The following is a 13,360-nucleotide window of genomic DNA, read 5'->3' on the forward strand; positions in this document are numbered from 1 at the left end:
ACATAAGATTCCTTGTTGGTTAACATGTTTGTTTTATTTTAGCGATCATCAAACGCGAAAAATATGACAACTTATACCATTCTTATTATTTTAAGCGGATTAGTAATATTCTCGTATTTGTTTGACTTAGTTGCCAGCAAAACCAAAATTCCTTCTATTCTATTACTGCTCTTACTCGGAATTGGTTTAAGGTTTTTAGTCGACTATCTTAAAATACAAACATTTAACTTCCTGGCGATATTGCCCACTCTCGGTACCGTAGGACTCATATTAATCGTTTTCGAGGGTTCTTTGGAACTTAAATACGATATAGAGAAGAACAAAATAATCAGAAGCGCCTTTTTCTCTGCATTAACAATTCTGTTGGGAACGGTTACCATTATAACTTTGATAATTTATCAAATCAGCCACGCCAGCCTGTACACCTGTATTGCCAATGCCATCCCTTTTAGTGTAATAAGTTCTGCTATTGCCATTCCTTCCGCAGCTGCGCTAGGCAAGCAAAATAAAGAGTTTGTGATTTATGAGTCATCATTTTCAGACATTCTGGGTATTATAATTTTCAATTTTGCCATCACCAATCACTCCATTACAACTTCCTCCTTTATCGGTTTAGGCTTGAGTACTTTCCTGATTATTTTTCTTTCCTCAATAGCATGTATGGTTCTGCTTTACATCATGGGCAGGCTGGTGCACCACATCAAATTTTTTCTTATTATTTCGATCCTGATTTTGGTGTACGCAATAGGACAATCTTACCATTTATCATCACTGGTGCTGATTTTGAGCACCGGCTTGTTTTTAAATAATGCAGATGCCATCCAAAATTTATGGTTTAGAACCACATTTTTGTATAAAAACCTGAGTTCAGATCTGTCGCAGTTGTACCAGCTTTCAGCAGAAAGTGCATTTATTCTACGCACCTTCTTTTTCGTGATTTTTGGCTTTACAATGAATGTAAGCGAATTAAATGATAAGCCTATATTGATGAATGGTTTCTTTATTTTAGCCACCATTTATGCAGTCAGGTTTGCCTGCCTGAAAGTATTTAAGGCAGGTGCTATTGCCCCGATAATTTACATTGCACCACGGGGCCTGATTAGTATTTTACTATATTTCAACCTGCCAGATTCTTTAAAGATTGTTCAGGTAGGTACCTCTTTCTTATTCCTGGTTGTGTTGGGTTCCAGTATTGTCATGACATTTGGATTGATATTAAGTAAGAAAACCGGAGAAATTCCTGTTACTACGAATGGGCTTTAACTGCCCATTTCTAATATCTTGTCAAACTCTTCAGCTTTTAAAGGCATAACTGATAACCTCCCCTGACGAACCAAAGAAATATTTTTCAAGCTTTCTTCTCCTTTAATTTGTTCAAGAGAAACTGCATTTTTTAAAGATTCAACGGGCGAAAGATCAACCACTACCCAATTGGCATCATCAGTTGTCGGGTCCTGGTAAAATTCTTTTACCACTTTAGCTATGCCGACAACATTCTTACCTTCATTACTATGATAGAAAAGAACTAAATCTCCCTCTCGCATCTCTTTAAGGTTATTCCTTGCCTGATAATTACGCACACCATCCCAATAGGTCCGTCCATCTTCTATAAACTTTTCCCAACTGTATTTAAAAGGTTCTGATTTTACCAGCCAATATTGTGTGTTTTTCATCTTTAATTGGTTTAAAAGGGATTTTAAGTTCGTTAACAAAAAAGTTGGCAATGCTGTTTAAATCTCCTCCATAATGCATACGATTTAAAATCTGCCGATCGCCGCAAAAATAGCACATTCCAACAAACCTTTCGTATATTTTTATTGGCGCAATACAAACCAATTACGCTACTAGAATAGAAAGATTAAGAATGAGCGACATCAGCTGTGTAAACGGCAACAGGATTTCGGCCGGAAGGTGGTCTTTCTAAGGATAAAGTAATTGAAAGGAATCCTATATGGCACATAACTCCATTTATTTTTTTTCAGATAGTTATTATCGCAGTTGATGTCATTAAAAAACCCATTCAAAATCTGCTGTTTTGAATGGGGTATTGACAATTACTAATGCTAAAGTCAAGTCGACTTAGAATTTTTTGAGAACTATATCGTTAGCTGTTTATTTTTTAGGCCTGGTATCGCTGAAAACAGCCGCTTTAGTTTTACTTGTTTTATGCAATTTAAAACTATCGAACACCTCCCCCGACGCTTTATAGGCAGTATATTCCAGATGGTCTCCTTTTACCGAAATGATTTGAAATAGCTGCGTATCTTCCGCAAATACATCCATCCATTTTGGATCGACATCAACCTTATACATTTTTGGTCCGGCTACTGATACTACATACACTGGGCCTCCTACCCTGCCTGATGTTCCGGTTGGCAGGTTCTGCCCACGGCTATAGGTGTGATCATGGCCCTGCATTAATAAATCCACATGATATTTATCAAAGAGTGGTTTAAAAACTTCCCGAAAGTCCTTATTGTCCCGCCCTTTGGCTGTGGAATAAATAGGATGATGGTAAGTGATCATGGTCCATTTCTTTGGATTGTTTTTAAGCACTTCTTCTAACCATTTCGCCTGGATTTTTAAGGAATTCGAATCCAAAACAATCATTTGAGAGTTTAATGAAATGATCCTCACATTTGAATAATCGATATAATAGACCGACTCCTTCAATCCCTCTGGTCCATTTTCCGGCAAAGTATATTGCGCTTTCCAATGCGGATCGAGTGTCAATGCTTTGGCTTCATCGCGAAAGTATTCATGGTTACCGGATGAAGGCATGCTCGGAATCATTCCGTTGATAAAGCCACCGCCGAAATGCCATTCTCCCCATTCATTATCATTATTGGAACGGTTAATTAAATCCCCGGCATGCACTATAAAGCGGGCATCACCATAAGTGGCAAAGGCTCTTCTGATTACCCGCGACCATTTTGATCTGATGTCATTTTGTGCATCGCCAAGATAAATAAATGAGAAAGGCTTGTCTGTTGCTGGTGCAGTTTTAAATTGAAACCATTCGCTCCAGTTTTTACCATCCCCGACCCGATATGTGTAAAGCTGATCAGGCTGTAAATCTGTAAAAGTCAGGCTGTGGTAGCTTGTCGATTCATATTCTTTACCCCCTAATATTGAACTCGTAGCAATAATCTCTTTAGATTCGGGTTTCTCTAATTTTGGCGAGCTATTTTCTAACAGAATCTGACCATAGCCTATCCTGACCGTAGAATCTGTTCGCCAGGTAACCGATTGCGTAGTGGCCGGATCAGCAGACCATGTCAAAATAATGCGGTCGGGAATTGCTGTGGCTTTGAAAGTTTGCGCCAAAGTGTTCTGATAAATAATGCAGCAAAATATTGCTAAGCATGTTGTTAAGAATGATTTCTTCATTATATTTAGTGAAAAGGCGTGTATTTAAAACCGATATTGGCCCAGGATGAATAGTATTTATGGTCGTTTGGTCGCCCATCTCCATAATCGAGAATAATCTGAGCATTGGTAATGTTGTTAATGCCCATGAAAACCGAGAAAGCTCTACTGATCTTTTGCGATGCAGAAAAATCCAGTTGGGAGCGGCCTTTTTCCATCAAATCGTTAGCCTCAACATCAGCGAGTTCAGAAATGAAAGTTTCGTAAAAATTAAGGGAAATACGACCGGAGAAACCATATTTTTCATAAGAAAGAGAAGCGTTTCCTACTTTAGGTCGCATTGAAGGCAATCTTACGGTACGTTCGCTCACAAGACCCGGCACTTTAAATTTCGATTGGATTTGAGTAAAGTTACCGTAAATACCAAAGCCGTTTAAAAATCCGGGTAAAAAGGTAAGCTGCTGTTGCCAGGCGATTTCGTAGCCGTAAACATGTGCGTTGGCGCCATTTACAGTTTGCGTGACCTGATACCCGTTAAAGTTGCCACCCACTTGAGTATAGATACTTTCGTAGATGTAATTATTGATGTTTTTGTAGAACACACCACCTGAAATAAGGCCTAATGATTTCAAATAATGCTCAAACAATAAATCTACATTGGTAGATGTAGCCTGATCCAGGAATGGATTGCCGATCTTCATTCGTTTGCGTCTTGGCTCTACTTCCTGCCAGGGAACCAAACTGTAATAACCCGGACGAGATAATGATCGGGTTACTGCCGCCCTAAAGTTTGTGCGTGGGTTCAGTGCATATTTCAAATTTAAACTTGGAAAAAAACCTTCGAATGAGGATTTGGTATTCACCTTGTTTGTGCTTACATAATTGCCGGTATTATCGAAGTTTACAATGTTTCCGTTATAGTTAAAACCGGTCCGCTCGTATCTTAAACCTGTTATAATATCCAGCTTGTTAAAAGTTAGTTTACCCATTCCGTATGCCGCAGCCAACGACTCATTCCCGTTGTAAGAATCCGGATCAGTATTCTGGCGAATGTAGGTGGTATTATCAACAAAAAGCGATTTATTGTTTTGATAGTAATCTTCCATAAGATAGCCGTCAGAAATGGCGCCTGACAAATTGTAATTTCCATCAAAATATTCTTTACGCTCGTAGTTACCCAAAAAGTTTGATAACGACAATCTCCCGGTTTTCAATGTATATTGGTAATAACTTCGGGTATGGTCATCCTCCTTATATTTGTAGCGACCACCAAATTTGATTAGTAATTTATTCTTCTCACTCAAATCGAAACTTCGTTCGAGATTGACAGACGCCTGTCCATCCTTATCATGTGCAATTTGATGTCGGTTGGTGTAGTAATTTGTGGTGTAGTTGGCGGCATTATCGGGGTCTACATTCCCGAAATTAAATTGTGGTGCCCGCGGATTGGACACATCTAAACCAGCAGATAAACCTGTATTGGTAAAATAACCGTCGAAATAAAGCGGTTGATCGTACAAGCCTGTTGAATAGGTGAAATCAACGTTGGCTTTCCAGTTGTTAAATTCAGTTTTATAACCTAATGAAACCGTTGCCAGATCGCGATTGTAATTTCTCGGTGTTCCGCTTGAACCAATACTTACTCCTGCTACGTTATTTATATCAGTATAACTACCAATGCTATAACTTTTTGTTCCTCTGGTTTGAAGCTCATAGAATTTATTAAATGAACCCCTTAAATAGATCTGACTTTTTTCTGTTGGGAAAAAATCCAGTTCGCCTTGTAAACCCAAATTTTCACGTCGTAAATCAGTTCCTTCCAATTCCAGGTTAGAAAGCAACACCCTGTCTATGCCATTAATTTTATACGTGCCATAATCTTTTTGAACCCGATCTTCTCCCCTAAAACTTTTGCTATAGTTTATACCAAATAAATAAGCCCATTTATTATTGCGTTTACCATAAGTAATTGACCCATCAATATTTTGTTTATCAACTAAAAAATTATGACCGAAAGCCCCTTTTACCTGGAATTGCTGCTGCCCAGGCTTAGGCGTTTTGGAGATGATATTAACAGAACCAGAAGTACCATCAGCATCCATATCCGGTGTTAAAGTTTTATTTACTTCGATGGCCTCAACTGTAGAGGATAATATGCCGTTCAAATCTATTTCTCTTGAACTGGTTGAGGTAGATGGAAGCCTGTTACCATTCAGGGTTACCGATCCCATTGATTGATCCAAACCTCTGATGATAATATTTCTTGGAAGTCCATAGCTGTAATCCATGGCTACACCGGGCACACGTTGCATAGCCTCGCCTACAGTTGCATCCGGAAATCGCTCAATTTGTTCCTCTGATAGCACATACTTAATATTATCAGCATTGCGCATATTACTCAAAGCCACTGCTTCTCCGCGTCGGATTCCATTCACAGTAATGCCTTTCATGTCATTATTTGCACCAGATATTTTAAAATCTACATTGGTCGTTTTGCCCTCCTCGATGTTAAAGGTGTATTCACTGCTATTATAGCCAATATAATTAATTACTAGTGTCACTTTGCCTGCCGGAACATCATCAATAATGAAATAACCATTTACATCAGTAATGAATTTACGGTTAGCACCTTTTAAAATAACGGTGGCATAAGGAAGTGTCTTATTATTTTCTTTGTCTTTAACATAACCTACTATAGATCCTGGTTTTACTTGCTTGGCAATCTCTAGTTTATTCTTGAGGATAATTACCCCAGCCTGCTCAATCATCATCAGCCGGTTCTGGTGCAAAAGCGGGGCTAGAATGGATCTGGCCGATTTACCAAAGTTGCTGATCGTAACTTTTTTATTGACATTTTCAATGTTGGAGTAAACAAAACCAACTCCGGTTTTCTGTTCAATCTGTTTAAATACATCCCGAAGCGGGACATTTTTAAGGTTCAATGTAATTTTCGTATCCAAACCGGTTTGACCATTCGCTTCAGTTGCTTGCAAAAGGTTGATAAACAGGATAGAAGTAATGGCATAAATCAGGCTAATTCGCATAATTATTTTCATAAGGCTGTTAGCCCCATTAAAATTTTTCATAAATTTGGGTGTGTTTAAATGTTCGTGTTTATTCATATTTCCAGATCAATCGAAAGTTCGCAGCTAACGATTAATCCTATTAAGGCCGTTTCCTATTAGGGATCGGCTTTTTAGTCTTCCTTACATGTGTTTCCTCCTTTTAAAAAAATAGTTTGATTATTTTGGTTTATCTTGATGTTCATCACAGTTTGTATTGTCTTTAATATTGCCGCCAAATCTTTGTGTTCAAATCTTGCAGTTAGTGTACACGAGGAATGCGGATAGGCAGAGGTATCAAACTTCACATTGAATCTTCTTGATAGCGTGAATAACACTTCCCCCATTGGTGTTTGCTCAAAAATTAGTGTACCGTTTTTCCAGTCATCTGCGCCTGTAGCGGTGTATAGCGCTTTCGAAAAAGTTTTTGCCAGCGTATCAAAAGTTAAGATATTATTGGCTGCTAAAAAGATCGGTTGAGACTTATCCTCTTTTTTTAAAACGCCGACCTTACCCGATTTTACAAAAACCTGAATACGACTTTCGTTTTTATATGCCCTGACGTTAAAGCTGGTACCATAAACGACTGTTCTTATTTTGCCGCTTTCCACTACAAAAGGCTGTTTATTTTGGTGGATAACATCAAAGAAAGCCTCGCCCGATAGTTGAACCAAACGCTTGTCGCTTTTAGAAAAATCTTTATTATACCTGATGCTGGTACCTGAATTGAGCAGAACAGTTGAACGATCCGGAAGCGTAACAGACAACATTTTTCCAAACGCAGCAGTTTCTGTTGTCCACTCGGCTACGGGTTCTGATTTAATGCTGTCGATGAAGTTAATGCCGAAAATAATTAGCGCAGCAACAGATGCGGCTGCAATTCCATACATCCAAGTGAAATTTAATTTCACTTTACGACCCGTAAATTTTGAATTAGCCGCAAGGTCAGGGATTTCCAGTGCTTCCTCTGGCTTCAGTTGTGCGCTAAGTTGCCAAAGCATGGCACTTTCATGATATATTTTTTCATTTTCTTCACTTTCAGAAAGCCATAAATCCAATTCCTTTTTCGAGGCGCTGGTTTCCGTATCACTTAGCCTCTTAATAATAATGTTCCAAATTTCTTCTTTCATAGAGATGTTTCTTCATGAGTAAAGACACATCTGAAAGCAAAAAACACGGGCTGTTTAAGTTAAGCTTCTGTTAAGTGTTGGTTAAAAAATTGGTGACAGTTTTCATGAATGAATTTCATACTTTTCGCCAGGTGATCTTCAACCGTTCGGGAAGAAATTTGAAGTAATTCTGCTATTTCCTGACAATTAAAGCCTTCTATGCGGTGTAATCTAAAAACAAGCTGTCTTTTCTCAGGAAGTTTTGAAATCAGTTTTTTAAGATAAATCAGCTGTTCAGATTCTTCCGCTAAAAAATCAATTGATTGAGAGTTGTCGGACAATATAGTAAGTTGCCCGCTGTCAAAATAGCTTATTCTTTTCTTGCTTTGGCTAGTAATGTAATTAAGGGAAGCATTTTTAACCGATTTAAACAAATAGGCTTTCGTATCATCCATTTGATAAGCATTACTCCAAATTTTTAAGAATACATCATTAACAATACCGGAAGATATTTCATCATCGTTCAAAAAATAGTTTGCGTAGTTTTTTAAAAGCGGAGCCCAACGTTTATACAACAATTCCACCCCCGGGTAGTCCTGTTTTACGTCTTTTTCCTTTCCAATTTTGATAAGCGCTTTCAACTGATGATTAATCTGTTCAAAGTATGCAAGAAAATATTAATACCGTATTAAAAGAATGTTATGCTATAGCACAAATACTATTAAAAATTATCTGTTACCAGGGATTTGCACCATTAGATACAGCAGTTTCGTTTCTGTCTATCACCGAAAAGTAGCCATAAAGATAGTTTAAAACATAAACAACATGCTAATTATTGGCCTGTCAAAATACCCCCTTAAGTAAACTGGAGATCTAAATAAAAACTAAAGCAGGCTATCCGTAGCAGTTGAAAAGTCGAACTCCCGGAGATTGACAACCCTATTCTGGGTGATGCCTTTTTTACTACCGGTAGTAGCGCCAAAGAAAGTTATCTTCTTAGATACCCAGCCTGAACTTGAAGGATAGAAATCCACGTCTATGGCATTTTTTCCGCTTATAAAAGTTAAGGATAGTTTTTTTTCGTCAGCCTGACGGATTCGAAGGAAGTTCACTTCATAACATTTGTTTATCACCAGGCGGTTGTCTCCAGAAACGACTTTTAAGCAATTTCCATCTTCCACTAATGCCTCAAGTTTTTGGCCCGGCACCTTTTGCTTCTGCTGCTTTACGGCAACCATTAATGTATCTGTAGCCGTTAAGACATTGCTTTGAGGTGAATAACCATTATAGATACGGACCCACTTTCCATTATTAGATTTTAAAAGCCGGGTAAAGGCGATCAGGTTGTGCTTCTCCTTTTCGATAATCCCTTCTTCTGTTTCCATAGCAGCATGGTACAATTGCGCTTTGGGATAATCATTATATCTGTCTCTGTAAAACAGGAGATTTATTTGTGTAACCTCTGGAGGCAATGTCTTCGGGTATATTCCATCAGTGAATGTAAAAAGCCTTGATTTGATAACTTCCGGACTAAGCTTATCACTTCCACTTACTTTGAAATATTGAACAGTCCGGTTTGTGCCCAGCAATTTTAAATCTATATTTTTTAATGACATTAACTCCGCATTCAAATCCTTATCAAGTGCAATGATTTTAAACTCACCACTACCACAGCCGTATAATGTAGTAATAAAGATAAGGAGAATTGGATTCGTCCAGCGTAGACTGATGAGCTTAAACATTGTATTATACATATTTTCCGGAATCTAAAATACTAATAAAATTCAGTTGTACATGTATGTCCCACACGGTCATGATCAATCTGTTGAATTAATTGCACTTTAGAAAATTCGTTTAATCCAACAACTCTTAACAGTTCCTGTAGTTGTTGAGCATTCATATTTTAAAATAAATTTGATGAACTACATCCCATAGATTTAAAAAAAGGAAATTCCATAGGCTGTTCAAAGTTCGGGCGAATCTTCGCCAGATTATAAATGATAAAAAGAAAAACTGCATAAATCAGGTTGGATAACTATTATCAAACCTGATTTCCGCTGTAATTATAAAAAAAATTCTTCTTACCAATTATTGCGAACAGCATAATTTCTTAAACCTTTATTTGTATCAAGCCGATTAACAATAAGTTATAACTTTAAATAAGTCAGTTCGGCCTGGCGGCTTAGGTTCGAAATGGAAACCAAAAATTAAATTAAGAGCCACCTAAAATAATCGGCAGCGATGTATATCTCTAAACTAAAACGAAATGAATAATGTTTTAAGTTATATACTTTATCGTGAATGAAACAAAAAGACACATCAGCATGCCCTGTTCCCAGGGGTAAGCTTATCATTATTGGCGGTGCAGAGAATAAGTCTGCCGAAGGGCCAAGTAAAGAGATTGATAAAAATATTCTCCAGGAATTTATTGAATTGTGTGGGAAACAACCGATTATTGAGCTTATTACAACTGCCGGAAGCGAAGCTATCGAGGAGACCTACACTGAATACGCCGATATTTTCAAGAGCCTCGGCGCAAAATCAACCGGCCATATCCACCATAATCAGCGGGCCGATGAATTTGACGAGATTTATGAGCGTGTCGAGAAAGCGAACGGCATCTTCTTTTCCGGCGGAGACCAGTTAAAGTTAACGGCTATATATGGAGGAACGGAATTGATGTCTCTAATCAAAGAGCGATACATACACGATAAACTTGTTATAGGCGGTACAAGCGCAGGCGCAATGGCAATGTCGACACCAATGATTTTTGATGGCACCGGCGTTGAAGAAATGGTTGCGGCAGGCGTGAAAGTGACCACTGGTTTTGAATTTCTGAAAGATGTATGCATCGACACCCATTTTGTACACCGGGGGCGCTTTGTCAGAATGGCTCAGGTAATTGCGACGAATCCTGCTTCCATTGGTATTGGCATTGAGGAAGATACAGCCATTATAATTCATGAAGGACGAAGTGCACAAGTGGTCGGCAGCGGCGTCGTAATAATTATAGATGGGCAACATAGTAAGGGAAGTAACATTACCTCATTTAATGATGATAAAAGAATAACAGTCCGTGATCTTCGCGTATCGATACTTTCGAAGGGTGAAGACTTTCTTATTCCTGACAGAAATCCACCACACATTTAATATATTAATTGTTAACCACACGTAGCTTTAAAAGCAGAAAAGCTTCCTGGCATTAGCCAAAAAGCTTTTCTACGTAACTTAAACTTAACTTATTTATTTTTTTACATCCAAGGCATCATCTATTCTGCTTGCTAAATCTTCTAAATGATATTTACTTAAACCCGTTGCAGAATTTGCGCTGTTTTTGATCATCGCATCCAATTCTTTCAACTCACCTTTAACAACAGACAATGCATCACTTTGCGACGCTGTAAGGCCACCTTGTGTGGCACCACCCCTACCGCCGCCGGCAAGTATCACATTTATAGCGGTTGGCATCGCTGAAGGTTTAACAATCGAAATCAATTTATCAACATAGAGTTTTTGAAGGTTTCTTCTATACACATCAATTGGCTGGTTTGATTTCAGCTCCGTAAAAATCGAAGCATTTAAGTCGGTAAACAAATCAGTTATTTTATAAGCATTATTACCATCAGCTGCTTCTGCAGAAATTAACTTAGTTAACGTACTCGTACCTAATAACCTATTGATTGTAGTATTCTGCAATCTGCCAACAACTTCTAAACCATTCTCATCGATGTTATCTAAAATTGGTTTGTTGATTAACCATGTAGGCGTTTTAAATAACTGAACATCTAAAAAGTTCATGGCTTCTTTTTGTGTTGCAGCCGGCGTACGCTCATAAACCGGTCCTGTTTGTTCTACTGTTTTAGGATTTTCATAAACGCCTCCGATATTTTTAGCCACATGCCCCATGTAGCGACCGAATTGAGTGGTCAGCTGACCATACATATTGGAGAGATTATCATAACCATCAGCAGGCTCTTTTGTCCACACAGGTAAATTGCTCAGTATAACCTTTAGGTTTTTAATACCATATGTACTTGCTATCATCGCATTATCTGATAAATCTTCATTTTGCGAATGCGGATCATCTGGGTTGGTTTCAGTGCCGAACCATAATCTCCGGTTTTTTGAAGACTCGATGGTCATTTTGTTTAGAATCGGAACTTCTTGTTGCGCATTTTTTGTTTCGGGAAAATATTTGTAGCCCCACTCAATTGCCCATTTATCGTAATCACCAATTCGGGGGTATAAACCTTTCGATGAAATATTATCCTCTGGTTGCGCAACATAGTTAAAACGGGCATAATCCATAATAGATGGTGTATGTCCGTTGGCTTCAACCCATTTTTTATCTCTTAGCATTTCAGTAGGAACAGTAGAACTAGAGCCATAATTGTGGCGTAAACCTAAAGTGTGACCAACTTCATGAGACGAAACAAAACGAATTAGATCGCCCATTAATTCATCGCTGAAGGTCATTTTGCGAGCTCTTGGATCAACAGCTGCAGTTTGAATCATGTACCAGTCGTGAACCAGTTTTTGCACATTGTGGAACCAGTTGATGTGACTCTCCATAATTTCACCACTACGCGGGTCGGAAATACTTGGTCCGCTGGCATTAGCAATTTCTGAGGGTTTATAAACGATTGCCGAGTGACGTGCATCATCAATGCTCCAGGTAGAATCCTGTTTATAAGTTGGCGCCTCTTTCGCCATGATTGCATTTTTAAAACCTGCCTTTTCAAAAGCTTTAGCCCAATCATCAACACCTGCTTTTAAATAAGGTACCCATTTTTTTGGGGTAGCCGGGTCGATATAAAATATAATCGGCTTAATCGGTTCCACTAATTCTCCACGTTTGTATTTCGCCAGATCTTGTGGTTTAGGCTCTAACCGCCATCTTTTAATCAACTCAATTTCTTTAACACCCTGAGGATTTAAATCGAAATCTGTATAGCCCACTGCAAAATAACCCACACGAGGATCAAAATATCGCGCCTTCATAGGCACCTTTGGGAGAATAACCAATGAAGTATTCAATTCAATGGTTGATGAACCAGCTGAAGCACCGCCACCCATTGCTGCAGGAGCACCACCACCAAAAGGGTTTGGAGCTGCAGTTAAGCTATACGTTTTGACTGTATTAATCTCCACATTCATTGGAAAGCTCCTTAAAGCTACAACATAACTTCTGTCAGCAAGCTGCGCACCTAATCTGAAACGCGTTTTTGAAGCAGGAGAACTAAAGTAGAAAATATCATTGTCGCTGTTCAAATAATCAGTTACATCAATAACACTACCTCTTTTATCAGGTGTATAAGCTGCTATGTTAAATGAAGCTGCAATGGCCTGTATATTTGAATTTTTTAACGATTGGTACATCGAAGTTGTACTATCCGGACCATAAGTTCTGTAACTTATTTTACGCATGAAAATGCGGTTATTCGGACCTTTTTCAAAACGAATAACGGCACTTCCGATTTGATCACCGGCATAACCCTGAACAGCCCTTACTTCAGCACCTGATTTTGATATACGGCTAACTACCAAAATATCTCTTCCTAAGGTTGTATCCGCAATTTCAAAGAAGAATTTATCTTCCAGCTTATGCGTGGTTATCATACCTCTTCTGGTCGAGGTTTTACTTGTGATAACCTGGTCGTAAGGTTTTGGTTGTGCTCTAATGCCCGAACCCAGGGCTGCGCCGGGCGCTCTTCTGGCAGAGTCGGTTGTTGCAACCGCTCCTCCTGGCCTTACCTGTGCCTGGACACAGGTAATAGCAGAAACAGCAAATAAAATGCTGAGTAAATTTTTCTTCATAAC

9 protein-coding genes are annotated in these 13,360 nt (G+C 38.6%); 2 read left to right on the forward strand and 7 right to left on the reverse strand.

Translation table 11 applies throughout. The annotated features are described in order from the left end of the window. Positions 1-63: 63 nt before the first annotated feature. Positions 64-1,263, forward strand: a complete 1,200-nt coding sequence (locus tag ASF92_RS08545; protein WP_056090822.1) for a sodium:proton antiporter — start codon at positions 64-66, stop codon at positions 1,261-1,263. On the opposite strand, the gene ASF92_RS08550 is transcribed toward ASF92_RS08545, so the two are convergent. The 6 genes from ASF92_RS08550 to ASF92_RS08575 form a co-directional block, all read right to left on the reverse strand. Continuing rightward, entirely contained in the window at positions 1,260-1,673 is a 414-nt protein-coding gene (locus ASF92_RS08550; RefSeq protein ID WP_056090824.1) for an EVE domain-containing protein, read from the reverse strand. The genes ASF92_RS08545 and ASF92_RS08550 overlap by 4 nt on opposite strands. Positions 1,674-2,112: 439 nt before the next feature. Then, on the reverse strand, positions 2,113-3,390 hold the full coding sequence (locus ASF92_RS08555) for a metallophosphoesterase family protein (RefSeq protein WP_056090826.1): 1,278 nt from the start codon (positions 3,388-3,390) through the stop codon (positions 2,113-2,115). 5 nt (positions 3,391-3,395) lie between these two features. Continuing rightward, positions 3,396-6,455, reverse strand: a complete 3,060-nt coding sequence (locus ASF92_RS08560) for a TonB-dependent receptor (protein WP_197413250.1) — start codon at positions 6,453-6,455, stop codon at positions 3,396-3,398. A 110-nt stretch (positions 6,456-6,565) separates the two neighbouring features. Further along, entirely contained in the window at positions 6,566-7,561 is a 996-nt protein-coding gene (locus ASF92_RS08565) for a FecR family protein (RefSeq protein WP_056090831.1), read from the reverse strand. A gap of 59 nt (positions 7,562-7,620) precedes the next feature. Beyond that, on the reverse strand, positions 7,621-8,124 hold the full coding sequence (locus ASF92_RS08570) for a sigma-70 family RNA polymerase sigma factor (protein ID WP_197413251.1): 504 nt from the start codon (positions 8,122-8,124) through the stop codon (positions 7,621-7,623). A 300-nt stretch (positions 8,125-8,424) separates the two neighbouring features. Next, the gene (locus tag ASF92_RS08575; RefSeq protein WP_197413252.1) at positions 8,425-9,282 is read right to left on the reverse strand and encodes a hypothetical protein; all 858 of its coding nucleotides are present in this window, start codon (positions 9,280-9,282) and stop codon (positions 8,425-8,427) included. 559 nt (positions 9,283-9,841) lie between these two features. Between ASF92_RS08575 and ASF92_RS08580 the strand changes: the two genes are divergently transcribed. Next, positions 9,842-10,690: a cyanophycinase gene (locus tag ASF92_RS08580; protein ID WP_056090839.1), complete on the forward strand. Its 849-nt coding sequence runs from the start codon at positions 9,842-9,844 to the stop codon at positions 10,688-10,690. Positions 10,691-10,783: 93 nt separating this feature from the next. Here ASF92_RS08580 and ASF92_RS08585 read toward each other — a convergent pair whose 3' ends face one another. After that, on the reverse strand, positions 10,784-13,357 hold the full coding sequence (locus tag ASF92_RS08585; protein ID WP_056090842.1) for a zinc-dependent metalloprotease: 2,574 nt from the start codon (positions 13,355-13,357) through the stop codon (positions 10,784-10,786). Between the last annotated feature and the right edge of the window lie 3 nt (positions 13,358-13,360).

Source organism: Pedobacter sp. Leaf176 (assembly GCF_001424305.1).
Classification (GTDB): domain Bacteria; phylum Bacteroidota; class Bacteroidia; order Sphingobacteriales; family Sphingobacteriaceae; genus Pedobacter.

Coding starts and splice junctions, on each gene's coding strand:
- ASF92_RS08575 (WP_197413252.1), bottom strand. CDS start 9,282: ATGTTTAAGCTCATCAGTCTACGCTGGACGAATCCAATTCTCCTTATC.
- ASF92_RS08565 (WP_056090831.1), bottom strand. CDS start 7,561: ATGAAAGAAGAAATTTGGAACATTATTATTAAGAGGCTAAGTGATACG.
- ASF92_RS08585 (WP_056090842.1), bottom strand. CDS start 13,357: ATGAAGAAAAATTTACTCAGCATTTTATTTGCTGTTTCTGCTATTACC.
- ASF92_RS08545 (WP_056090822.1), top strand. CDS start 64: ATGACAACTTATACCATTCTTATTATTTTAAGCGGATTAGTAATATTC.
- ASF92_RS08560 (WP_197413250.1), bottom strand. CDS start 6,455: ATGAAAAATTTTAATGGGGCTAACAGCCTTATGAAAATAATTATGCGA.
- ASF92_RS08550 (WP_056090824.1), bottom strand. CDS start 1,673: ATGAAAAACACACAATATTGGCTGGTAAAATCAGAACCTTTTAAATAC.
- ASF92_RS08580 (WP_056090839.1), top strand. CDS start 9,842: ATGAAACAAAAAGACACATCAGCATGCCCTGTTCCCAGGGGTAAGCTT.
- ASF92_RS08555 (WP_056090826.1), bottom strand. CDS start 3,390: ATGAAGAAATCATTCTTAACAACATGCTTAGCAATATTTTGCTGCATT.